Here is a 24,799-nt window from a genome sequence, read left to right on the forward strand (position 1 = left end):
CAGATCTTATTTTCTCTATACGTAAAATCTATTTATATCAATTCTAAGTTCCTATCCATGAAAATGTTCCTTCGCTTTTACGACCATCCTCTTGGTAGCATCACCAATGTTCTGTGCTGAGAAAATGGCGGATATCACTGCTACCCCGGCAACCCCGGTTCCATGAAGCTTCTCCATATTCTCCAATGTAATCCCGCCGATTGCCACTACCGGGATTGTTACCGCATGGCATATCTCTGTTAATATTTCCATTCCTATATTTTCTGCATCCTTCTTGGTATTCGTTCCAAAGACAGCGCCTACTCCGATATAATCCGCACCACCGGCTTCGGCATCCATGGCTTCCATGACTGTATGAGCAGATATCCCGATAATCTTATCATATCCAAGTCTTTTTCTTGCCAGAATAATATCCCCATCCTGCTGTCCAAGATGTACTCCATCTGCATCTGATGCGACTGCTACATCAATATTGTCATTGATAATTAGTGGAACCTGATACCGTCTTGTTATTTCTTTCATATCCAATGCTTCCTTCACAAACGATTCATATGCCATATCCTTTTCCCTGAGCTGCACCATAGTTGCACCGGATCTTAAGGCTTCCTCCACCTGGTCTGACAATTGATTGCTCCCTAGCCAGCTTCGGTCCGTAACAATATAAACCAGTAAATCCTCTCTCCTCAACCTCATAATGTTACTCCTTTCCTACTGTCTCGTTACCAGTATCCTGACTCTTCTATCAGAAGACTATCTCATCTCCAGCTTCGCGCCTTTTTCAATCAATGAGTCATCCATTTTACTGATAAAGTCAATGATATACTGACGATAGGAGGCAGTCCCCTCATTTCTTTCCATGATCTTTTCATAGGCATATTCACCTGCCATTCCCATTGCACATACCGCGGATATACAAGCTTCATATAGCTTGTCAGGATTTGCTCCGCAGAAGGAACCTATCATGGATGTTAGCATACATCCGGTTCCGGTCACACGGCTCATCATCGGATGCCCATTACGAATGAGACATACCTTATCATGATCCGCAATCAAATCAATTCTACCGGTAATCACAATCACGGCTCCTGTCCTCTTTGAAGTCCATTTTGCTAACTCAATTGCTTCATCCACTGTAACATCTGTGATTTGCTCTTTTAATGAAGCATCAACTCCCCTGGTATTACCGTTTCCGGTAATTGCTCTTATCTCCGAGCTGTTGCCTCTAATAACACTGAAATACACTTCTTTCATCAGATTCATAATTGTGTCTGATCGAAGCCGGGTGGCACCAACACCGACAGGGTCAAGAATAACCGGAAGCTCCAATTCATTTGCTTTCCTGCCTGCTACAAACATTGCTTTAACCGTACGCTCATTTAATGTTCCTGTATTAATTACAAGAGCGTTACTCATGGCGGTTACCTCTTCCACTTCAAGAATATCATCTGCCATAATGGGTGAACCTCCGCAGGCAAGGGTTATATTAGCACAGTCGTTGGCTGTCACGTAGTTTGTTATATTATGTACTAGTGGAACTAGCTTTTGAGTATTACGATGTATCTCCTGTAACATAATTACGATTCCCCTCTTTCTATTTTTCCCCCAGCAGCTCTACTTTTTCTCCGTTTAGGATTCGATTGGTGGTTCTCATGGCACACATCTTACCACACATGGAACAGCTATGACGATCCGAAGGCGGAGCACTTTCAAAATACTCTCTTGCTTTTTTTCCATCCAGAGCTAATGAGAACATCTCCTCCCAATCAATCCGTCTTCTGGCATCGCTCATTTTATTATCGATTTCCCTTGCTCCGGGTATTCCATTTGCGATATCCGCTGCATGTGCTGCTATTTTTGATGCAATAATTCCTTCCTTAACATCGGCCAGATCGGGCAGACGAAGATGTTCTGCCGGTGTGACATAGCATAGAAAATCAGCTCCGTTTGCAGCAGCAATTGCTCCTCCAATAGCAGAGGTAATGTGGTCATAACCAGGTGCGATATCTGTAACCAGCGGTCCAAGGACATAGAACGGAGCACCGTGGCAAATCCTCTTTTGCAATGTCATATTGGCTGCGATTTCATTCATCGCCATATGCCCGGGCCCCTCCACCATAACTTGCACATTCTTATCCCATGCTCGTGTAGTTAGTTGCCCCAGTTCAACCAGCTCTGCAATCTGCCCGGGATCCGTACTATCATGAATACTACCGGGTCTTAATGCATCTCCTAAGCTGATTGTTACATCATATTCATATAAAATATCGAGTACCTCATCATAATATTCATAGAAGGGATTTTCATTTCCCGTCATCTTCATCCATGCAAATATCAACGAACCGCCTCTGGATACAATGTTGGTCAATCGTTTTGAATTGGTGAAGCATTCCACGGCCCTTTTATTGATACCGGCATGAATCGTCATAAAATCGACACCCTGCCTTGCATGAGCTTCAATTACTCTGAGGAAATCCTTTGCTGTAATATCAAGCAAATCCTTCTCCAAATATCCAATTGCATCATACATCGGAACCGTCCCCACCATCGCCGGAGAAGACTGAAGCAATAGCTGACGAAAGGTATTCGTCTTTCCATAATTACTCAGATCCATAATGGAATGAGCGCCTAAATCAATGGACAGCTTTACTTTTTCCAACTCATTATCATAATCCGCACAATCCCCTGATACTCCTAAGTTAACATTAATCTTTGTCGTAAGCCCTTCTCCAATTCCCTCAGGACTTAAGCTTGTATGTAATGGATTTGCCGGAATTACAATATGACCAGCTGCAATCTTATCCATGAGCTTCTGAGCTTCGATTCCTTCCTTATTTGCAACAATCTGCATTTCTTTTGTAATCGTTCCTTTTCTGGCTGCCTCCAACTGAGTTCTATAATTCATGATTACCATCCTTTCTCAAATATGCCCTATCACTGTAGGAATCATTTTATATAAATCAATTCTTAGTAAAACATACTCCTCCGGTTTAATCTGTAACATCTTTTTGCATCTTATGTAATAAGCCGGATTTACACAGTGATAACAATAGAGCATATGCAATGACCGCTCCTGTAACAGAGCTTAAACTGAATGGAATAATGAAACCATAGAAGGCTACTGTGCTGGACAAGAAGAGAGCAGCCACCGGATATGCAATAAGGGCTCCAATGATACCGGTTCCGATCACTTCTCCGAGGACAGCACTTCCCATTTTTTTCGTATAACGATAGCACAGACCACATAATAATGCTCCACACATACTTCCTGGGAATGCTAATAAGCTTCCGGTTCCCAGGAAATTACGTAGCAGCGATGTTACAAACGCCATTCCTACTGCATAGAACGGCCCTAATAACATTCCACCCAATACGTTAATAAAGTGCTGTACCGGAAATACCTTTGCTACTCCAATCGGAATAGAAAATGTGGAGCAGGTCACTCCCACTGCAACAAAAACACCTGCTAATGATAACTTTTTTACTGACATAACTTATCCTCTCCTTTTATTAGTCGGTCCCTTGATGCTTTATAAGAGGATTTATATTGCATAGAAAGTTCGAAGACATATCCTATACAATATAAAACGGGATGCACCACACCGGTACATCCCATAAACTAAGATCATTCATGTATTCCCTACGTTGGCATTATCCAAATCAGGTACGGTCGAAACTATTGTTTCCTCTCAGCCTGCACACAAGCTCCCGACAATATTTATTTTTTCCCATTATATATTTCATTGAATATAATGTCAATTACTTTACTTACGATATTCCCTATCTTGCTATCTGGCTCCACGAATTCGCTCCGGCTGATATCCCCGGTCAGTCTCAGGTTCAATATGCTGAATAGAGAAGTAGCATAATGCATTAGGGGATAACGTGAGATCAAGACTCAATGTGTTCTCAGTTATTTTCTTTCTCATGGTTCTAACCTGAGGGCGGGAACATTCCTGTAGTAGCTTTATTTGCTCTGCCGAAGGATATGCCGGTGAACCCATGTCAATCCATGTCTTTAAAGGGTTACAAGTGCTTTCATCCACGAGCTTCGTTACGATCAAATATTCTCCGGGTTCCAAATCAAAGGAATAACTTAATGAAATATCAGAGCCCTCCCTCTCTACCGGATTCCATGCAATACCATGAATGTTCTTCTTCTCATCCTTGGTAATAATAAAATGCTCCTCACGTGCCAATGCATCGGACCCGATCTCGCTAAAGAATGAAAAGCTCCAGTAAGTGGGCTTTGGTATCATACCATTCGTCATTAAGCCAAAACATCCGGAAAACGGAGTATATGCAACTCCTGCCTCCTCAAATACATCCCCAAAGGTCCAATAAGAATATGAGGCGCAGACATCACCCATCTCACTTAATAGTCTTGCCACATAAGCCGCATTAAGATTCGTATCATGAATGGGATTCAGAGGGGTATAGGAAGTGTTAAATTCGGTGATATGCATCTCCATACCTTTATATTCAGGAAAGCTGTCAATAATCTTCCTGCTTTCTCTCAGTTCATCCATGAATACTTTCGGCGTTCTCAGTTCCTGATATTCATAATGACCTACTCTCTCCGGCATCTCGGTTGCATATGCATGTCTGGTTACAAAATCAATAGGTACTCTGTTATTGCTGCAGAACTCCAGGAAGCATCTCAGCCATCTCTCATCGTCCACACCACAGATAGCAGGACCTCCAACACGAATACGCGGATCACAGGATTTCACCGCTTTACTGGTCACCTCATAAAGCTTGAAATACTCCTCCATATCCGCACCCTTCCAGAAACCCGGAAGATTGGGTTCATTCCATACCTCAAAGGGCCAGGTTATAACCTCGTCTATACCATATCGAGAAATCCAATGCTTAATCGTTGCAATTACCAGATCCGCCCATTTCTGATAATCTTTCGGAGGTGTAGTATTTCCCTTCCAATAGAATATCGTCTGCTCACCACTTGCTAAGTTCTTAGGCATAAAGCCCAACTCAACAAAAGGCTTTAGACCCATGGACCGATAGTCATCGAACACAAGATCAATGTAAGAAAAATTGTACTCTGCCTTCTCAATTCCATCCTCTTCATAAGTCCGATAGACAGCCATATCATCACAAAACAGTCCATGCCCGCGGATATGGTCGAAATGAATGTCTTCCTGAACCTTCTTTAACTGATTATGATACTCTGTCCGTAAGGCTAGATTTAAGCGTCCTGTTCCGATACAAAAGGTCGCATTATTATGAAAGGTAGTACTCTGTTCCAGATTAATGTTATAATACAATTTTTCTTTCATAGTTCTCCTCCGATTGAATATGTCATCTGTGATTATATAATTTGTATTATACCACATAATCATATTTTTTTCTTCTTGTGAGTTGCTATCAAACCCTTCAAATATTGCTACATCGATATTTAATTAATATTCATAACAGTTTCTGAGGCTTCCTTAACCTTATTCAATTGGTCTTTGGGGTCAAAAGCATTATAATATCCCTTGTTCATCATATAAGTCGAAATTCGTCCATGGGCGTTAATTGCATCATCCAATTGCTTTCGCAGTGTTTTGGTTACCTCAGGAGATGTTGCTTCCGTTATTGCTGCCGCATAATTCTTTATTGCACTTTTCGATGCAAGAAGTAAATCTGTAGCGATAATCTGTTCCGTCATTTCTGACATTCCTGCCATATTTTGAATTATTGTTGCCATTCTTTTCACCTCATACATTCTATAAAATTACTTACCCTACAGTTGCTTTTGAAGCAGAATCAAAGGCAGTACTTGCACCTACCATCAAGTCCTGCAATTCCTTAATATGCTCTTTTGATGTATTAAAATCCTGTTCTAATATTGTTTTTAACTCATCATCCTTTACCAGGGCTGCCATCGATGCAGACTTTGTTGCACATACATTCTTAAAGGTTAGAAGCTCATGTAATTCCAGTGCTTCATGGGGTGCAATGCTATTTCCAATTCTCATAGTTCCTCATTCCTTTCTTAAAGCTGCTTACCATTATGATACAAGCATATCCTTGTCGTGATGAAACAGAATAATTTCCACGCAATCATTTATGCTATTATCGTAATCATTATTTCAAATAATAGTAAAATTATACTAAGTATTAATAACCTTAATTTCGATTTTTACTTTTCAACATTATTGTAAATCTTTCACCATTTTTCAGCTTCAGCATATTCTAATTATGAAAGGAGTTGATGTAAATGGGATGCTTTAATGACGATTGCCGTCGTTCTTACTATGATCGTCATCGTCACGATTATGATGACTGGTTTGATAATGATCGGGATTGCTGTAAACGCAGACCTTATCCGCGTAGGGAGTATCGGAGGTATCGTTCGGACAGATCTATGTTTTATGGATTTCCTAGAATTTTTCGCTAGTATATTTGAGCTTTCTATGATAAATTAATAGTATTATTGTTATGTCTTGCAGATATTTTTTCGTACCCATTCTATTAAAGCGTATGATTGGGAATATGGTATTCCTAAATAATAACAAATGTTCCGAGCTTAAATGAAAAAGCACTTTACTTTAGCACTCTGTAGTGTTAAAATTATACTGTGTGAAACACAAAACACAATGGATGAAAGGAGTCCTACCGATGAGTAAGAACATCAGAACATCTGCTGTTGACCATTTATTTGAGGCCATATTAAGCTTAAAAGATTCGGAGGAGTGTTATATATTTTTTGAAGATATTTGTACTGTAAACGAGTTATTGTCTCTATCCCAGAGATTTGAAGTGGCACGTATGTTGCGAAATCATAAAACATATCTTGAAATTGCAGAAAAAACGGGTGCCTCTACTGCTACGATCAGTCGGGTTAATCGCTCTCTGAACTATGGAAATGATGGCTATGATATGGTCTTTTCAAGAATGAAAGATGTGAACAAGGACGATTAATATTACGGGGAAACCCCAAAAAAGAATCAACCCACCTTTATTTAGAGTTGATATATAACCTGTCAATGTAACAAGGGTATATCCATTCTAATTAGAGGTGGGTTTTCTTGATATAATGCTGTTAATTTATGTTTCGACTATAGTTAAATTATGTTTCGATTAAATATAAGTTACGGAATTGCCTGAATCTTTTGATCCTTCCGATTTGCTATTGGTTTTTTTCGCTGAATCTGGCTTCCTGGCTGCTTCCGATTTCTCAGTAGTTTTGCTTCCCTGTTTCTCTGATCTCTTCTTGACGGAGCCCTTATTATTGCTCATAAAAGAATGATCTATCATCATCTCAATCATGTGCTTTCGCATATATACGTCAAAGCAAAGCATACTGATAAAAGTAAACGTCGTAAGAAAATCACGATCCTCCTCGTCATTTATATCCGGGAAGGCTTCCTTCGCCTTCGTCATCTTTCGAATCATATCCTTCGTTAAAGCATCCGTCTGCTCTTTCTCCATTCGAAAGATCTCTTTATAGATTGTTTCCAAATCCACCCCTGACTTCTTGCCGTAATATCTCTCTGTCAATGGATTGAAAATACTTTGAATATCATTAATTGATAAGATGTTTTTAAAATAATAGATAAAAATTAAAAGGAACATATGCTCCTTGGAATATTTCTTCTTATTTGGTGGAGGTAACAATTCGTTCTTCGTATAATTATTTATCATCGTTTTGGTCAAAAGCTTATCCTCACTGTAACGCTTGGAAGATTTGAGATGCTTGTCCATAAACGTGGTAACCTGATCCATATATAAATCAATATTAGGTATATCATCAGGCATGATATATTTTGCATCCCTGAGTCTGTCAATCAGACTTTTGATATACTCTTCCTTCATTGTATCCAATTATATCACCTCGAATTTATTATATAGTAACAATAACTAGATGTCAAAGCAAAAATCTATAGATGAATGGCAGACATTTCTTGAACATTACATTGAATCTGAAATATTGGCATGCTATAATAAACATATGTTTGCAGTCGGATATCTTAGGATATCGGCTGCAGTAAGATTACATAGGACAGGCAGGTACATGATATGAGTATTTATGATACATTGAACCCCGAGCAAAAAAGAGCTGTACTTCATGATAAAGGGCCCCTTCTCATTCTCGCAGGGGCAGGATCCGGTAAAACAAGGGTCTTAACACATCGAATTGCGTATCTGATTGAGGAAAGGGATGTAAACCCATGGAATATCCTTGCGATTACCTTTACCAATAAGGCTGCCAGGGAAATGCGGGAAAGAGTGGATAACATAGTTGGCTACGGCTCAGAGAACATCTGGGTAAGTACGTTTCATTCTACCTGTGTTCGAATCCTGCGTAGATTTATAGAAAGCATCGGTTATTCCAGAAGCTTTACCATCTATGACACGGATGATCAGAAAACTCTGATGCGGGAAGTATGTAAGTTTTTAAATATCGATACAAAGAAAATGAATGAACGCAGTATTCTCTCAGTTATATCGAGAGCAAAGGACGAAATGATCTCACCAGAAGAATTTGCCTTACAGGCACAGGGAGATTATCAGCAGACAAAATATGCACAGGCTTATTCGGAATATCAAAAACGTCTAAAGGCAAGTAATGCTTTGGATTTTGATGATTTGCTTTATAAGACGGTAGAATTATTTCAAACAAATAAGGAAGCATTGCTTTACTATCAAAATCGTTTTCGATATATTATGGTGGATGAGTATCAGGATACGAATAATGTGCAATTTCAGCTGATTCATCTGCTTGCATCCGGACTGAATGAATATGGCGAACGAGAGTATAACCTGTGTGTAGTTGGTGATGATGATCAGTCCATCTACAAATTCCGTGGAGCAAATATATATAATATTCTTAATTTTGAAAAGGCTTTTCCGAATACTACCGTAATCAAATTAGAGCAAAACTACCGCTCTACGAAAAGTATTCTGAATGCAGCCAATGAGGTGATTTGTAATAATCAAGGAAGAAAAGATAAAACCCTATGGACGGAGAACGAAGAGGGAGAACCTGTTCAATTCACACAGTATGAGACAGATTTTGAGGAAGCGGACAGTATTACCTCTGAGATTCAGCATCTTGTAAATACTGGGAAGATCAATTATAACGATATTGCGATTCTATATCGAACGAATGCACAATCCCGTCTTCTAGAGGAGAAATTAATATTAAAGAATATACCTTATAAAATCATTGGCAGCGTGAACTTCTATTCCCGTAAAGAAATTAAGGATATTCTGGCTTACCTGAAAACCATAGACAATGGCTTGGACAACCTTGCCGTAAAACGTATTATCAATGTTCCCCGCCGAGGCATTGGACTAACTACGGTAGACCGTGTTAATGATTACGCACTTCAGCAAAATATAAGTTTTTATGAAGCTCTCACCAGAGCTCAGTATATCCCTGGATTAGAACGTTCTGCATCGAAGATTATTCCTTTTGTCAGCCTGATTGAAGGTCTTAAGTCGCGTATTCAGCAGGAAGGCTATTCTCTTAGAGAAATAATCGATGACATTCTTGACGCTACCGGTTATCTACGGGAGCTTGAGGAGGAGAATTCCGAAGAGGCCCAGGATCGAATCGAAAATATCAACGAGCTTGTCAATAAGCTGGTAACCTATGAAGAGAACAGTCTGGAGCCGCCGACCTTAAGTGGATTTTTAGAAGAGGTTGCTTTAGTTTCCGATATTGATAATTTAAATGAGGAAATGAACCATATCGTTCTAATGACCTTACACAGTGCAAAGGGCCTGGAGTTCCCATATGTTTATCTATGCGGAATGGAAGAAGGTATTTTTCCTGGCTATATGTCCATTTTTGCTGACAATCCGGTTGAAGAGATTGAGGAAGAACGGCGTCTGTGTTATGTAGGCTTTACCAGAGCGATGAAGCGTTTATCACTTACCGCTGCCAAGCAGCGAATGATTAGAGGGGAAACACAGTACAATAAGCCCTCACGCTTTATTAATGAAATACCAAGATATATGATTAAGATGAATACTGCTTCTCCAAGAAAGGTGCAATTTAGCAAAATGAGTAATGACTCCATCTCTGATAAGTCCCCCGGCATTCTGGACTTTGACAAACCAGCCTCTAAGCCCCAAGCCGGCTATAGGCCTTATTACACGGCGGAGACAAAGCAATTTGAAGGCACTAAGATGGGAACATTGGATTATGGTGTCGGAGATAGCGTTAAACATGTAAAGTTTGGCGTTGGTATCGTTACTGATATTACAAAAGGCGGTAAAGACTATGAGGTAACAGTTGATTTCCCGAAGTTCGGAATCAAAAAGCTGCTATCAACCTTTGCTAATTTAATTAAAATTGATTAATTCGATTAACCTTGTATAAAACTTCTTTGAAATTCAAATATTATAGTAAGGATGACGATTCAATGCCGATATATAAACCGAATCGTTACTAGCAAATATACTATTGTTATGTTATACTATAAATGTAATGAGAATAAATGGAAAAGACACCACTTATTTAGAATAACGAAGGGAAGTGTTATCATGGGCAATAAAATTGATGAGCTCTTAAGCGCAATGAAATTAGGGGAATTAGTTCACAGAAAAGATCCAATGGAGAAAAGAAAGCATACAATCATGTGCATTCTTGCTGTAATCGGTGCTATCGCTGCAGTAGCTGCTATCGCATATGCTGTATACCGCTATATGAATCCAGATTATCTTGAGGACTTTGATGATGACTTTGATGATTATGAGGAAGATACAGACGATCTGACAGAAGAGGAGCAATCCACCGAATCTTCTGAACTGTAACAAGCATTATTTACTAATAGGTTATGTAGTAATGAACGATAAAAAGATATCATGATTCTACTATTAATTCAGGTATTATTTATGGGGATGTATGTCACAAAACATGTTCGTGACATACATCCCCATCATTATGATTTTATTATGAATATGATCCAGCCTACTTCTTAGCTGCTTCTTCTGCATATTTTCTTGTTATGATCTCCTGATATGGAACCCGCTTCGATAATTCTCCCGCTTCCTCCAGGATATCCTGTAGAAGTGTTAAGCTTTCTTCCTCAAAAATCAGATTATCCTTCCAGGTATCCTGTTCATAATACCTGGTAACAATCATAACCAGCTTCTCACGATCTGTCTCAGCAAACTGAGGCTGTATCGCTTCTGCTATCTCCTTCGGGGAATGAGTCGCTACAAAATCCAGCCCCTTTTGAATTGCATTGGTGAATTTCTGAATGATCTCAGGATTTTTCTCAATATAACTCTTCTTAGCTGCAAATGTAGTATAGGGAACCTTTCCGCTTTCCACACCAAGAGATGCAACTACCTTTCCCACTCCTTCTAATTCCAGAGCAGTTGCAGCCGGTTCGAATTCAATGGTGTAATCACCTTCACCGGATGAAAACGCCTGAGAAGTCAATCCAAAATCAATGTTCTGAATTATGGTTAAATCCTTTTTCGGATCCATTCCATGTTTCTTAAGAATGTACTCAAATACCATCTGCGGCATTCCACCCGGCCTGCCTCCGATAACAGTCTTTCCCTTTAAGTTATTCCAATCAAATTCTTCATTATTATCTCTGGAAACCAGAAAGTTACCGGCTCTCTGGGTCAGCTGTGCGAAATTAACAACATAATCCTCAGCGCCCTCGTTATATACATAGATTGTTGCTTCTGCGCCCATAAAGCCGATATCACAATCTCCACTGAGTACTGCGGTCATTGTTTTATCGGCTCCCAGGCCATTCACTAAATCAACCTTTAGGCCTTCTTCCTCAAAGTATCCCTTTTCAATAGCAACATACATTGGTGCATAGAAAATAGAATGTGCTACTTCATTTAATGTTATTTCTGTTAAGCCTCCAGTTCCCTTACACCCTGTTAATATTGAAGCAAATATCGTGATTACAGCAAGTACACTTATCCATTTCTTCTTCATCGAAACCCTCCAGAGAATATATTACTCCTATAATATATCGTAAATTCCTCTGGTTTGTGCTTGTACTGGGACTAAATAAATTATGAACCGGACGAAAACGAAATAACCTTTGGTGGAATATTACTTGATATCTTCACGTTCTCCCAAGGTAACCTCCAGTGTCTTCTCAACATATTTTCCATTTTCTTTTACCTGAATCCGTAGTTTAATGGTATCTCCTGCTTTTTTATAGCTTAAGGCATTGATTAAGGCATCGATAGTCTTAATCTTCAAATCGTTTACTCCGGTAATGATGTCTCCTTGCATTAAGCCTGCTTTTTCTGCAGGGGAATCCTTTAAAACATCATTTACATATACACCTACCGGCATATTGAAACGCTCAGCATAAATTTCGGTTACATTCTGTGCAGTGGATGCATCAATTCCTAAGAAGCCCTGTTCTCCCTTTTCAATCACTTCACGGTTCATTAATTCATTAATCATCGGAATGGCACTGGATATCGGAATTGCATAACCCATTCCTTCCACTTCCTGTGACGCATATTTCACTGAATTAATACCAATTACCTGACCAGAAGTATTAAGAAGTGCGCCACCGCTATTACCAGGATTAATTGCTGCATCAGTTTGAAGAAGGGTCATAGTCTGATTCCCAATCGTAAGCTCTCGGTTAACTGCACTGATATAGCCTACAGTAACGGATTGACCATATCCAAGAGCATTACCAATTGCGATTGCCATCTCACCTGGTTTTACATTATCTGAATTACCAATGGTCGCTACTTTGATATTTTTCAGAGTATCTTCGGATATTCCTTTTATATCGACTGATAATACGGCCAGATCTGCATTGGCATCAGCACCCTTTACGGTAGCAGTTGCAGTTGATTCATCCGAAAATACGATCTCTACATTATCAGCTCCTTCAATTACATGGTTATTAGTAACCAGTAGCAATTCTTTACTATTCTGCGCTATGATAATACCGGAGCCGCTTCCCTGTGTCGGTTGACTAAACTGCCTTCCAAAGAAATCATAACTAATTGCTGTTCCTGATGAATTAATTGCGACAATAGAAGGCATTACTTTATCGACTACGTCTGACACATCCGTGATAACGGTTTCTCCCTTTGCTGTGGTAGGTACAATGATTTCCTCATCCTTCGTATCCTCCAATAGTTCTGAAAGCTTAATACTGGTATCATCGGAAGCTTTCTCTGCTTTTGAACTTGATGCAGAGTTAACGAGCATATTATATCCCTGAAGGGATGCACCTGCTACAATCCCAAAGACAACAGCGGCCGCTGTTAGCTTTAATACACCTATCATCCTTCTTTTCTTTTTCGGTTGCTTTTCCTCTTTCAATGAAGGGGTTGGATACACTGTGTAGGGGTTTTGATTCTGGTTATAAGCTTCCCCGCCAGTGGTAAATCCCTGTGTTGCCTGTTGCTTATATTCTGTAGAATATCTCTGCTGAGAATTACTGTAACTCTGATTGCTAAAATGATTCAATTGATCATTATTGATCTCATTATTTTTTATCTCGATATTACTTAATTCGTTATTATTGAACTCTTTATGATTGAACTCATTATTGTTGAACTCATTATTGCTGAATTCATTATTGCTGAACTCATTGTTATTGTTCTCATTATTCATACGAACTCTCCTTTCAATACTATAATTCCTATACAAGTGTGTCTTTCATTGATAGGATTATCGTAACAGGAAATTATGTTCACTTTGTGATTAGATTTTGAAAAAAGTATGAAGAAGCTTCATCTATGCAAAAGGGTGCTTATCCTCCTCATATCCATGCGGTTAAGTCCACAATAGATGGTTGGTACTATTACAACTACGATTGCACAGGAATATAACTTCCCAGTATCTTCATCTCCAATGCTTCTTCCTTTATACACATAAGCGCATTCTTTACTGCAGGATGCTCAAGACTTCCTTCAATATCGACAAAGAAACGATAGGCAAAGGCTTTTCCCAGTATCGGTCTGGATTCTATCTTCGTCATATTAATATTATTATAAATAAAATGAGAAATCATGTGATAGAGTGATCCGCTTTTATGTGGAAGTGCAAAGCAAATACTGGTTCGTTCCGCACCTTTTTTATATATTTTTTTATTTGAAATAATAATAAATCTCGTCGTATTATTATCCTCATTCTGAATGGATGCCTTTAATAGCTGCAGGCCATATACTTTACCTGCCTGTTTACTTGCGATTGCTGCTTGTGAGTTATCCTTATCCTCTAAGATTTTTCTCGCACAGCCTGCTGTACTTCCAGCTTCGATCTGTTTCATCTTGGGATACTGCTTTAAGAAATCAGAACATTGTAGTAATCCCTGACGATGAGAAAACACTTTCTTAATATCAGAAATTGCAGACCCCGGAACTCCCCATAGATTATGTTCAATTTTCACTAAATGCTCACCAATTATATAATTATCATATTCGGACAGAAGGTCGAATACATCGGCTAAGGTTCCCGTTGATGAGTTTTCAATCGGTAGCACTCCATAATCTGCTTTTTCTTCATTAATCGCCTTCATGACTTCAGAAAAGGTTTTCATCGGAATGCCCTGGACTTCATCACCAAAATATTCAAGCATTGCCTGTTCTGTATAAGAACCATTTTCACCGAAAAATGCAACGGTGGTATCCTTTCTGACGGGTAACTGCTCCACCTCAGTGAAGCCAAGACTTTCTATATTATCCAACAGAGTATATTGTAATCTGCGGCTCATAGACATGATCTGCTTAAATAAATCTCCAATTGCCTTTTTATTAAACTCGTCTTCCGTCAATGCCGTAAGTGTGGCCAGCTTCTGCTCCTCACGAGCAGCATCATAAATGGGTTTTCCAATACTACGCTTGTATTCTGCAATATCCATGGCTAATTTCATTCTTTGCTCAAACAACTCCACCATCTGACGGTCGACGATATCAATCTTCTCTCTGCTTTCCTGTATATCTATCATTTTGTCCTCCAAAGTACTCCATTATTTTTCCAACCTTTTGCATCATTATACTATTATAATGAATGGGGTGCAACCAGAACAGTTACTTTGTCAGTAACTGTTCTGGTTGCACCCCATATCAGATAGACTAGGAGTATATCCACTGCGGAACCGCATGCGCTTAGTTGCACTTAGTAACGGTACATAAGGATACAAAAAACAGAACCTAAGTAGCGACTAGTGCAAAAACTCTGACTTTGGTTATATTTTTGCTCCTAGTCTGTTTATATTTTGAAAAAGACAGTACAGCACCATATATATTTATGGTAAAATACAGTTCTATATGCTTATTGAATTAAATTTCTTGTCGATATATAATACAAAATGAATAATCTAGATTCCGGGAGGTATTTTATGCTGAAATTGATCAGACGTATTTTTATAGGCTTAGTAATCGCTACACTTGCAATCATAGCAATCATATATATGTATTCATCGGGGCGAACCTATTTTAATGAAGAAGACGAAATAGGTAATACAACTGGTAACATCTATAATGGTGGTCTGTTTTGTGAACAGGATAACTTAATTTACTTTAATAATCCAAATGCAAATGGTAAGCTGTATCGCATGAACTCGGATATGTCCGGGATGAAAAAGCTATCGGATGATATGTCAGTATATATAAATGCTGATGAAAACTATATTTATTATGTCAGAGCGAATAATACCCGGGAAAATAAAGATGATGCTTTTACAAAATACAATAATACCGGCGTAATTCGTATAAACCAGAATGGATCGAAGAGTATGTCCTTCACTAGTAACCCAGGTGCGTATCTTCTGCTCCAAGGTAATTTTATATATTTACAGCGTTACGATGTGGAGCAAGGTTTATACGTGTATCGTTACAAAATAGATGGATCCATGGAACGCCTTTTAGTGAAAGATGCAGTAAAACCAGCTGCCGTAATTAATAACTCTTTGTACTATGCAGGATATTCTGAAGATCATTATATTAATGCATTGGATTTATCCAGCTTTACTTATCGTACGGTTTATGATGGTTCTTATCTTTATCCAATATTCATGGATCAATACGTTTATTACATTGATATAGCGGATGATTATCATATTTATCGAATGAAGCAGGATGGTTCGGAAGTAACCCTGCTTGTTAACGAATCCTGCTCCACCTACAATATTACCAACTCCGGTAAATATCTGTACTATCAGGTAGATAACGGCAAGAAAAGCCGAATCTGTCGTATTGATTTAGCGACCTTGGTCTCTGAAACCTTACTGGATGGGAGCTATAAGCAGATCCATGTAACAAAAGATTATGTTTTTTTTAGAGATTTTAACGATACAACGACCTTTATGGTCTATGCCGATGGTGGTCCCCACGTGAATACCTTCAATCCACCTGATCTGGACGTAGAAAAGGAGAAGAAGAAGAAACAATAGCTTCCTGCAGTTCACCTAAATAGGAAAGGGAACCAAAGGCGAGAATGACATCGTCCGCTTTCGCTTCTTGCAATGCCAGCTGGGCTGCGTGATCAACCGCATCGGCATCGAATATTCGTTCCGCACCATATGCCTTACTCTCTATCGCTAGCTTTGATGAGGGTAAGGCTCTTTGATTCATAGGAGTTACCGTAATAATGATCTTAGCAAGCGGGAGCATAATTTGTAATATTTTACGATACTCTTTATCTGCCAACACACCTATTATAAAAATAAACTTTTTATCAGGGAAATAAGTCTGTAAAGCGTTTCTCAGCTGTAATGCTGCGTCTTCGTTGTGTGCTCCATCAAGAATAATATACGGCTTCTTCGCAATTATCTCGAATCTTCCTTTCCACTTCGTATGGAATAATCCTTCCCTAATGGCCATGTCTGAAACAGGGACTCCATTCCTTCGAAGAATTTCTGCTGTTTGAATAGCGAGGATGGCATTACTGGTCTGATAATTACCCAGTAGCCGAATACGATAATTCTTTCCATGATAAAGAAATGTGGTTTCTTCCGGAGAATAATGTATATCACAGAGCTCTTCCTGTAACGTTAAGCTTAACTGACTTTCCCTGCTTGCACATACTTTTTCTAGGACAGAAAGTACTTCCACTCTATTATTATTCGTAACTACGGGAACACCGGGTTTGATAATTCCAGCCTTTTCTTCTGTAATCTTCTCAATCGTATTGCCCAGGAATTGCATATGATCCATACTGATGGATGTTATTACACTACAGATCGGATGTCGGATAACGTTGGTTGCATCAAGACGTCCTCCAAGTCCAACCTCCACCACAGCAAAATCAACCTTTTGCTTAACGAAATATAAAAACGCCATAGCTGTCTCTATTTCAAAGGAGGTTGGATGAGATAATCCATCCTCAACCATCTTCCTGCATAGAGGTTCAATCTCTGTAATAGCATCACTTATGCCTTCCTCTGTTATGTCGTTTATGGTAATCTCGGTGACAGTATTCTTTAGACTAGTTATATTCTTATCGTATTGCTGATCCTTGCTAGTTATTATCTGTATCTGTTCCCGATAAGAAAATACTGCCGGCGAACTATAGCGGCCTACCTTATACCCTTCTGCAGCCAATATATTCGTTATAAATGCTGAAGTAGATCCCTTTCCGTTAGTACCTGCAACATGAACAATCCTCAGGTTATCCTGAGGATTGTTCAATCTATTCAGAAGTTCTGTAATCGACTCAAGTCCAAGAACGCTTCCGTATTGATTGGAAGCTTTAATGAATTCCATTGCTTCTTGATATGTCATAGTTCCTCCCATTCCAGCGCATTTCTTCATTATGCCATATGAGGGTATGCGCTTAGAAGTTAATTATTCACTACTTTTCATCTACTACCTGGAAAATAAAAAATTTCAAATAATAGGATTCATCCGCAGCCCACAGAATCGGATGATCCGGAGCCTGGGTTCGGTATTCTACCTGTCGAATACGCTTTCTCACATTCTTTGCAGCTTGACTGATTGTCTCCGCAAATAAATCCGGGGTCATAAAATGGGAACAGGAGCAGGTAGCGAGATAACCCCCATCCTTCACCAGCTTCATTGCTCTAAGGTTAATCTCTCGGTATCCCTTTATCGCATTCTTAACAGAATTCTTCGACTTTGTGAACGCGGGTGGATCAAGAATTACCACATCAAACATTTCACCCTTTTTTTCATATTCCGGTAACAAATCAAAGACATCAGCCGTTATGAACTTGACCGTATCGGACAACCCATTCAGCATAGCGTTTTCTGTTGCCTGCGCTACTCCCAGCTCTGAGGCATCCACTCCGATAACCTCCTTAGCACCGGCCTTCCCTGCATTTAATGCAAAGGATCCGGTATGGGTAAAGCAATCCAGTACTCTTGCTCCCTTACAAAGCTTTGCAATCGCAGCACGATTATATTTTTGATCTAAGAAGAATCCGGTTTTTTGGCCTTCCGCCACATCTACCAGATATTTAACACCATTCTCTTCTATCTCTACTTTTGTGTCAAATGGCTCTCCTATAAAGCCTTTGATTCGTTCCATTCCTTCCTGTAATCGCACCTTGGCATCACTTCGTTCATAGATGCCACGAATAGATATTCCATCTGTTTCCAGCACTTCCCTCAGGATTGATAGAATTTCCAGCTTCATGCGGTCAATTCCCATTGCCAGTGATTGTACTACTAAAATATCAGCAAACTTGTCTACCACCAGTCCGGGGATGAAATCCGCCTCGCCAAAGATTATTCTACAACTGCCGGTATCTACTGTAGTCTTACGATAATCCCAAGCCGCCTTAACTCTCATAGCTAAAAATTCATGATCGATTTCCTGTCCTTTGATCCGCGACATGATTCGTACCGTAATTTTCGAATATGTGTTAATAAATCCACATCCCAGATAATAACCGTCAAAATCATGCACATATACCAGATCACCATTCTCATAATCACCGACAATTTGATCTATTTCATTATCATAAATCCACAATCCTCCGCTTTTTAAGCTTCTTGCTCCACCCTTTTTAATTGTAACAACTGCATTGCATTGATTCATTGTCGTCCTCCATTGTTCGTTACTATTCCTTGTTCTTATTAAAGATGTACAGTTTGCTAAATGCATAATTTAATACAATCACTATCACAGCCATGGAAGCTTTTACCAGCAATCGATAGAAGCCCAGACGTTCAATAAAAATATACATACCTAATTGCTCTATCCCCAGTGTAACCAGTCTGGCGCCAAAGAATTTTATAACCTTAAGGGCCTCATCCTTCGCCGAAGCACTTCTCGATAAAAATACATTTCGTTTATTTACGATATAGGCAAAGCTTACAGCAATGATCCATGCCAAAGCATTGGCACGCAGATTTGTCAAACCAAGACGATATAGGCCTTCGTAACTTATGAAATTCACTGCCGTTGTCAACACGCCTGCTACTACATAAGCAATAGTTTCTCTGTTTATTAATTTTCCAAGCTTCTCATATATACCATTTCGTGAGTCTCGTTTCATTCCTGCCTCCATGTTTCACGTTCATAGCCTAATTAGATTATTTTATATAAAAAAAGTATGTAAATACCAATTCATCATTCTCTCACCATATAATATAGCTACAGCAATTCCTCCTGATAGATATGGGCCAAATGCAAGTACACTATTTACACGGCTTACTTTCATTCGAAGAGGATGAATGATGGAAGCAAGTACACAGCCTACCAGAAAGGCAAGAAGGGTTAACTGCCATCCCAGCACTAACCCAGCTGCTGCCATCAGCTTTATATCACCACCGCCAATTCCTCTTCCACGGGTTACAGTATAGAGGATGAGCAGAAACAGACTTACCACAAAAAAACCAATAATATGATCTGTCACAACTCCTATATTATTTCCAAAGCAAAAATACTTAATAATCATAACAGATAGTCCCATTATGAAAATAAATACATTGATACCGAATGGAATGATCTGGGTCCGAAAATCTATAATGCTTAATACAATCAATGCTGACACCACTAGAGCATAGGCTATATTCAATAGAATATTAGGTAAGGTGCCCCATCCATAGATAAAGAAAATAAGGACATAGAGGACCCCATTCAGCAACTCTACCATAGGATACTGAAGTGATATTTTTGCTTTACATCTTCTACAGCGTCCGCGAAGAACAACATAACTGATGATGGGGATAAGATCATACCATTTAAGCAGTGTGTTGCAGCTCATACAGTGAGATTCTACGCTAACAATACTGTGATTCTCCGGAATCCGCCAAATACATACATTTAAAAAACTTCCAATAAAAATACCATAGAGGAAAATAATACTATATACCAATACTTCCATCATATTACATCCTGCCTTTGTCTTATTAGAGACACAGCTTTCTCTCCATGCTAAGAATATCCTGTGCAAATGCCAATGCCTGCTCTCTGTGAATAATCCCCTTTCGATACAATTCGCAAATTGCATCATCCATCGTCTGCATTCCCTGCTTCCGATTTGTCTGAATAAAGGAGGTGATCTGGTGATTCTTATTCTCCCTGATAAGACTCCTGATGGCCGGGTTTGACAGCATTACCTCAAATGCAGCAACCCTGCCTTGTCCATCTGCCGTAGGTAGTAATTGCTGTGATACCACTCCTTCCAAAACAGTGGAAAGCTGTATTCGGATCTGTTGCTGCTGGTGTGGTGGAAATACATCTATAATTCTGTCAATCGTATTCACTGCTCCAATGGTATGCAGAGTTGAGAAAACCAGATGTCCAGTTTCTGCTGCTGTAATTGCCACTTCAATCGTTTCATAATCTCTCATTTCACCCACGAGAATAACGTCCGGATCTTCGCGAAGAACCACTCTCAGAGCATTCGCAAAGGATAAGGAATCTGTTCCGATTTCTCTTTGGTTGACCAAAGACTTTTTATGTCTGTGTAGATACTCAATTGGGTCCTCCAGAGTAATAATATGACAGTTTTGATACGTATTAATAATATCTATTAAAGTCGCCAGGGTAGTTGACTTGCCACTTCCGGTTGGTCCCGTTACTAATACCAGACCTCTCTTCATTTTGGTCAACTCAACAACCGAATATGGTAAACCAAGCTCTTCTGCCCGTGGTACTATTGTATTAATAATTCGAACAACCGTTGCATAAGAGCCCCGCTGTTTAAACACATTCACACGAAATCTTCCTATATTAGGAATAGAATAGGAAAAATCTATTTCTCCATAGGTATTTAGCTTTTCTGATAAACGTTCCGGTACTATTGGCATAATAATTGCTTCTGTATCCGTAGGTGACAATGGTTCATACCCCATATCGACTAAAACTCCGTTAATTCGACATTTGGGGGATACTCCGACGGTAAGATGTAGATCAGATGCTTTTCGGCTCTGTGCATCCTTTAGTAACTCATCCATCGAAAGCTTCATACGTTATATGCCCCCTTAGTATCCATATTCAATAAATTGAATCCGTTTATCCTAATCAAATGAAATCCTAGTATCGTTTACTTTTATCCATTATAAATCAAATTACTTTAATATACAAATTGAAATTTACCAGGTTATCATGTAAAATAGTATCTCGTATATTACCTTCCACATAAATTAAGGAGTATTTTCATCTATGAGTATATTGAATGTAACCAACCTAAGTCATGGTTTTGGCGATCGTGCCATCTTTCATGACGTATCATTCCGTTTATTAAAGGGTGAGCACATCGGCTTGATTGGTGCCAATGGTGAAGGAAAATCCACCTTTATGAACATAATAACCAATAAGCTAATGCCCGACGAAGGTAAGATTGAATGGGCTAAGAATGTTCATGTCGGATACCTTGACCAGCATGCTGTATTGGAAAAAGGTATGACTATTCGTGATGTTCTGCGATCTGCCTTTTCCTATTTATTTGAATTGGAAGAAAAAATGAATCAAATCTGTGATTCCATGGGAGAAGCACAAGAGGATGAGCTTCAGGAAATGATTGAGGAGCTCGGGACAATCCAGGAATTATTGCAAATGCACGACTTTTATATTATCGACAGTAAGGTGGAAGAAATCGGTCATGCCTTAGGTCTTGATGAAATCGGCCTGGATATGGATGTAACGGACTTAAGCGGTGGGCAAAGAACAAAGCTTCTACTCGGTAAGCTTTTATTAGAAAAGCCTGATATCCTGCTTCTGGACGAACCTACTAACTATCTGGATGTACAACATATTGAATGGCTGAAGCGATATTTAAATGAGTATGAGAATGCATTTATACTAATCTCACACGATATTCCCTTTCTCAACAGCGTTGTTAATATAATTTATCATATGGAAAATCAGGAGCTGAACCGATATGTAGGTAACTATGACAAGTTCCTGGAGATTTACGAAATGAAGAAAACTCAGCTGGAGGCAGCCTATAAGCGACAGCAGAAGGAAATCGAAGAGCTGGAGGATTTTGTTGCTCGTAACAAAGCCAGAGTATCCACCAGAAATATGGCAATGTCGCGTCAAAAGAAGTTGGACAAAATGGAGATTATTGAGTTAGCTAAGGAAAAGCCAAAGCCTGAGTTCAATTTCAAGGAAGCCAGAGCTGCTGGAAGATATATATTCCAGACAGAGGATCTGGTAATTGGATATGAGGATCCCCTCTCCTCACCTTTGACATTATCTATGGAGCGGGGGGAGAAGATAGCGCTGATTGGTGCCAATGGTATCGGTAAGACCACCTTATTGAAAAGTATTCTTGGGCTAATTAAACCCCTAAGCGGGAAGGTAACCCTGGGTGATTATTTGAGTATCGGTTATTTTGAACAGGAGATTTCTCCCGGTAATACCTCTACCTGTCTGGAGGAAATCTGGAATGAGTTTCCCGGTTACACTCAATATGAGGTACGTTCTGCGCTGGCTAAATGTGGTCTGACAACGAAACATATTGAAAGCCAGATTCGGGTACTAAGCGGTGGTGAACAAGCAAAGGTTCGTCTTTGCAAGCTGATTAATCGGGAAACCAATATTCTTCTGTTGGATGAGCCCACTAATCACCTTGATATAGACGCTAAGGAGGAGCTAAAACGAGCACTGACCGCTTACAAAGGAAGTATTTTATTAATCTGTCATGAGCCGGAGTTCTATGATGGACTAGTGACGAAGGTCTGGGATTGCTCCAGGTGGTCCACCAAGCTTTAAGCTTAGTGGGGGGCTTGTGCATATTATATTTGCAGGGATTGTGGCTTACCTCACACACAGACAGAAGTACAGATTGCAAAATTTGTATGTATCAGTCGAACTTAAAAGTTCGCCTTATCCATACAAATTTTACAATAAGTTCTTCTGACAGTGTATTATGGTAAGCCACAATCCCTGCTTTTATAATATGCTACAAGCCCCTGAACTAGCGTCGTTGTTAAGCCTATTCTTCTTTAGAAGAGTCATTACCTGCGACAACATTATGATATTCTTTGGAGAAATGATATTCTCCCTTCTCATCACTGTAAAAGTATAGATAGTCTGTTACAGAAGGGCTAAATGCTGCTTCAATCGCTTTCCTTCCAGGGTTGCATATCGGTCCCGAAGGTAATGCCTTACATTTATACATGTTATAGTATTCGTTATATCGATTTACATCACCGGTTATATATGGCTTAATGTAGCGTTCAACATAATATGTTCCGCAATCCATCTGCAACTTCATATTAATGTTCAGACGATTATAGATTACTGATGATACCTGTTTCATAACTGCCGGATCAGAGGTTTCCTTCTCAATGATTGACGCAATCGTCAGAATCTCATTCACACTATAGCCCATTGCTTCTGCCTTCTTTCGGTCATTCTCTGTGATCCTGCTCTCAGCATTGCGAAGGAACTTACCTATTACGTCCTGTGCTTTGCTCAAGCGATAAAACTCATAGGTATCCGGATATAAATATCCCTCCAGCTTATAACAACGATGCTCATTTTCTTCTATGGCCGCTACAAGCGGATAGTAAGAAAAATCATAGTTTTCCATAGCATCATATAATTGCTTCGTAGAAGAGCAAACACCCTTTTTCACCAATAGGTTAAATACCTGTGGTACGCTATAGCCTTCTGGAATGGTTACCTTAACCGTATTCGATATTCCGTTTACAGAGGTGGCTTTGGGAAGCTCTGTTACAGCTTGATATGGATTATATAGAAGAACTCCGCTGTAAGTCAATGTATCATAACCCATCTTCTGCATATCTGCAGTTTTATAATATCCAAAGCCCTTCGTGCTGTTGAACAACCACTTAAGAGAATTCATATGTACCATGACTGCTGAGCTGGAGGGTGAGATATACGTTGGATATACCAGCTTTTTCTTTGAAGCTTTCGCATTTGCATAATAAGTAGCATATTGATTATCAGTTTTATAAATCAGCTTCTTACCATTCTGATTATTAATAATGGTTGCTGTCTCTTTCTTTTTATCATAACGATAGGTGAGTCCCGGTATCAGGTTAACCAGTCTTTCCAACGGAACCATAACATTTCCCTCATCGGTAAGTTCAATCGTGTTATCATTCTCCGATATATTATAAAAATCATAAAAGGTATATTTCCCTTTATTGTCTGCTATCATGATTCCATACTTTTTCTCCGCTGCTTCCACCTTAACGGATGAATAGCATATTGTTATTAAGACGAATAGTAAACTAAGTAGAATTAGTTTCATATAAGAGAAGGTTTTCTTTCCTGTCTTTGTATGATTGATTCGAAGATTATTGCACATCACGTCGTTGATACTCCTTTTCTCATAATAAATGCTTTTTATATAACCTGATAAGGCAATGTTTCAACACTTTTTATATTTTGTAATACTATATTTTATTTAACAAGTCTTACCATCTTACAATTTTCTTAAGA

Annotated in this window: 23 protein-coding genes and 1 riboswitch; of the genes, 6 read left to right on the forward strand and 17 right to left on the reverse strand. The window is 39.1% G+C overall.

The window, feature by feature from the left end; genetic code table 11:
- Positions 1 to 51: 51 nt before the first annotated feature.
- The 7 genes from thiE to H0486_RS12180 all read right to left on the reverse strand — a co-directional run bounded on the left by thiE (position 52) and on the right by H0486_RS12180 (position 5,978).
- A complete protein-coding gene (thiE, locus tag H0486_RS12150; protein ID WP_228353245.1) occupies positions 52 to 693 on the reverse strand; it encodes a thiamine phosphate synthase in 642 nt (213 codons plus the stop codon).
- A gap of 57 nt (positions 694 to 750) precedes the next feature.
- Entirely contained in the window at positions 751 to 1,572 is an 822-nt protein-coding gene (gene thiM / locus H0486_RS12155; RefSeq protein ID WP_228353246.1) for a hydroxyethylthiazole kinase, read from the reverse strand.
- Positions 1,573 to 1,591: 19 nt separating this feature from the next.
- Positions 1,592 to 2,902 (reverse strand): phosphomethylpyrimidine synthase ThiC, encoded by a 1,311-nt coding sequence (gene thiC / locus H0486_RS12160; protein WP_228353247.1) that lies wholly within the window; start codon positions 2,900 to 2,902, stop codon positions 1,592 to 1,594.
- 85 nt (positions 2,903 to 2,987) lie between these two features.
- A complete protein-coding gene (thiW, locus tag H0486_RS12165; protein ID WP_228353248.1) occupies positions 2,988 to 3,488 on the reverse strand; it encodes an energy coupling factor transporter S component ThiW in 501 nt (166 codons plus the stop codon).
- Positions 3,489 to 3,617: 129 nt separating this feature from the next.
- Positions 3,618 to 3,719: riboswitch (TPP riboswitch) on the reverse strand.
- 66 nt (positions 3,720 to 3,785) lie between these two features.
- Positions 3,786 to 5,294: a GH39 family glycosyl hydrolase gene (locus H0486_RS12170; protein ID WP_228353249.1), complete on the reverse strand. Its 1,509-nt coding sequence runs from the start codon at positions 5,292 to 5,294 to the stop codon at positions 3,786 to 3,788.
- 119 nt (positions 5,295 to 5,413) lie between these two features.
- Positions 5,414 to 5,707, reverse strand: a complete 294-nt coding sequence (locus tag H0486_RS12175; protein WP_228353250.1) for a spore coat protein — start codon at positions 5,705 to 5,707, stop codon at positions 5,414 to 5,416.
- 31 nt (positions 5,708 to 5,738) lie between these two features.
- Positions 5,739 to 5,978 (reverse strand): spore coat protein, encoded by a 240-nt coding sequence (locus H0486_RS12180; RefSeq protein ID WP_228353251.1) that lies wholly within the window; start codon positions 5,976 to 5,978, stop codon positions 5,739 to 5,741.
- A 242-nt stretch (positions 5,979 to 6,220) separates the two neighbouring features.
- Here H0486_RS12180 and H0486_RS12185 point away from each other — a divergent pair, with 242 nt between their 5' ends.
- Together H0486_RS12185 and H0486_RS12190 are read left to right on the forward strand one after the other, a co-directional pair.
- Positions 6,221 to 6,400 carry a hypothetical protein gene (locus tag H0486_RS12185; RefSeq protein WP_228353252.1) on the forward strand — a complete coding sequence of 60 codons (180 nt, stop codon included), beginning with the start codon at positions 6,221 to 6,223 and terminating at the stop codon, positions 6,398 to 6,400.
- 221 nt (positions 6,401 to 6,621) lie between these two features.
- Entirely contained in the window at positions 6,622 to 6,924 is a 303-nt protein-coding gene (locus H0486_RS12190; RefSeq protein WP_228353253.1) for a YerC/YecD family TrpR-related protein, read from the forward strand.
- A 159-nt stretch (positions 6,925 to 7,083) separates the two neighbouring features.
- On the opposite strand, the gene H0486_RS12195 is transcribed toward H0486_RS12190, so the two are convergent.
- Entirely contained in the window at positions 7,084 to 7,818 is a 735-nt protein-coding gene (locus tag H0486_RS12195; RefSeq protein WP_323163569.1) for a DUF1836 domain-containing protein, read from the reverse strand.
- A 204-nt stretch (positions 7,819 to 8,022) separates the two neighbouring features.
- Here H0486_RS12195 and pcrA point away from each other — a divergent pair, with 204 nt between their 5' ends.
- Both pcrA and H0486_RS12205 read left to right on the forward strand, forming a co-directional pair.
- Positions 8,023 to 10,314, forward strand: a complete 2,292-nt coding sequence (pcrA, locus tag H0486_RS12200) for a DNA helicase PcrA (protein WP_228353254.1) — start codon at positions 8,023 to 8,025, stop codon at positions 10,312 to 10,314.
- A 183-nt stretch (positions 10,315 to 10,497) separates the two neighbouring features.
- Positions 10,498 to 10,767: a DUF4366 domain-containing protein gene (locus H0486_RS12205; protein WP_228353255.1), complete on the forward strand. Its 270-nt coding sequence runs from the start codon at positions 10,498 to 10,500 to the stop codon at positions 10,765 to 10,767.
- A 157-nt stretch (positions 10,768 to 10,924) separates the two neighbouring features.
- Here H0486_RS12205 and H0486_RS12210 read toward each other — a convergent pair whose 3' ends face one another.
- The 3 genes from H0486_RS12210 to pheA all read right to left on the reverse strand — a co-directional run bounded on the left by H0486_RS12210 (position 10,925) and on the right by pheA (position 14,915).
- Positions 10,925 to 11,920, reverse strand: coding sequence for an ABC transporter substrate-binding protein (locus H0486_RS12210; protein WP_228353256.1), 996 nt, complete (start codon positions 11,918 to 11,920; stop codon positions 10,925 to 10,927).
- Positions 11,921 to 12,040: 120 nt separating this feature from the next.
- Positions 12,041 to 13,579 (reverse strand): S1C family serine protease, encoded by a 1,539-nt coding sequence (locus tag H0486_RS12215; RefSeq protein WP_228353257.1) that lies wholly within the window; start codon positions 13,577 to 13,579, stop codon positions 12,041 to 12,043.
- Between the two features lie 196 nt (positions 13,580 to 13,775).
- A complete protein-coding gene (gene pheA, locus H0486_RS12220) occupies positions 13,776 to 14,915 on the reverse strand; it encodes a prephenate dehydratase (RefSeq protein WP_228353258.1) in 1,140 nt (379 codons plus the stop codon).
- A gap of 393 nt (positions 14,916 to 15,308) precedes the next feature.
- Here pheA and H0486_RS12225 point away from each other — a divergent pair, with 393 nt between their 5' ends.
- On the forward strand, positions 15,309 to 16,361 hold the full coding sequence (locus H0486_RS12225; protein ID WP_228353259.1) for a DUF5050 domain-containing protein: 1,053 nt from the start codon (positions 15,309 to 15,311) through the stop codon (positions 16,359 to 16,361).
- On the opposite strand, the gene H0486_RS12230 is transcribed toward H0486_RS12225, so the two are convergent.
- From H0486_RS12230 to H0486_RS12250, 5 genes are all read right to left on the reverse strand, one after another.
- The gene (locus H0486_RS12230) at positions 16,312 to 17,691 is read right to left on the reverse strand and encodes a bifunctional folylpolyglutamate synthase/dihydrofolate synthase (protein ID WP_228353260.1); all 1,380 of its coding nucleotides are present in this window, start codon (positions 17,689 to 17,691) and stop codon (positions 16,312 to 16,314) included. The genes H0486_RS12225 and H0486_RS12230 overlap by 50 nt on opposite strands.
- A gap of 70 nt (positions 17,692 to 17,761) precedes the next feature.
- A complete protein-coding gene (locus tag H0486_RS12235) occupies positions 17,762 to 18,970 on the reverse strand; it encodes a class I SAM-dependent rRNA methyltransferase (protein WP_228353261.1) in 1,209 nt (402 codons plus the stop codon).
- Positions 18,971 to 18,992: 22 nt separating this feature from the next.
- On the reverse strand, positions 18,993 to 19,430 hold the full coding sequence (locus H0486_RS12240) for a GtrA family protein (RefSeq protein ID WP_228353262.1): 438 nt from the start codon (positions 19,428 to 19,430) through the stop codon (positions 18,993 to 18,995).
- A 42-nt stretch (positions 19,431 to 19,472) separates the two neighbouring features.
- A complete protein-coding gene (locus H0486_RS12245; protein ID WP_323163545.1) occupies positions 19,473 to 20,264 on the reverse strand; it encodes a prepilin peptidase in 792 nt (263 codons plus the stop codon).
- 22 nt (positions 20,265 to 20,286) lie between these two features.
- Positions 20,287 to 21,348 carry a type IV pilus twitching motility protein PilT gene (locus H0486_RS12250; protein WP_228353263.1) on the reverse strand — a complete coding sequence of 354 codons (1,062 nt, stop codon included), beginning with the start codon at positions 21,346 to 21,348 and terminating at the stop codon, positions 20,287 to 20,289.
- Between the two features lie 196 nt (positions 21,349 to 21,544).
- Here H0486_RS12250 and H0486_RS12255 point away from each other — a divergent pair, with 196 nt between their 5' ends.
- Positions 21,545 to 23,098 carry an ABC-F family ATP-binding cassette domain-containing protein gene (locus H0486_RS12255; protein ID WP_228353264.1) on the forward strand — a complete coding sequence of 518 codons (1,554 nt, stop codon included), beginning with the start codon at positions 21,545 to 21,547 and terminating at the stop codon, positions 23,096 to 23,098.
- A 223-nt stretch (positions 23,099 to 23,321) separates the two neighbouring features.
- Here H0486_RS12255 and mltG read toward each other — a convergent pair whose 3' ends face one another.
- Positions 23,322 to 24,665, reverse strand: coding sequence for an endolytic transglycosylase MltG (gene mltG, locus H0486_RS12260; RefSeq protein WP_228354428.1), 1,344 nt, complete (start codon positions 24,663 to 24,665; stop codon positions 23,322 to 23,324).
- Between the last annotated feature and the right edge of the window lie 134 nt (positions 24,666 to 24,799).

It is taken from the genome of Variimorphobacter saccharofermentans (assembly GCF_014174405.1).
In the GTDB taxonomy this organism is placed as follows: Bacteria; Bacillota; Clostridia; order Lachnospirales; family Lachnospiraceae; genus Mobilitalea; species Mobilitalea saccharofermentans.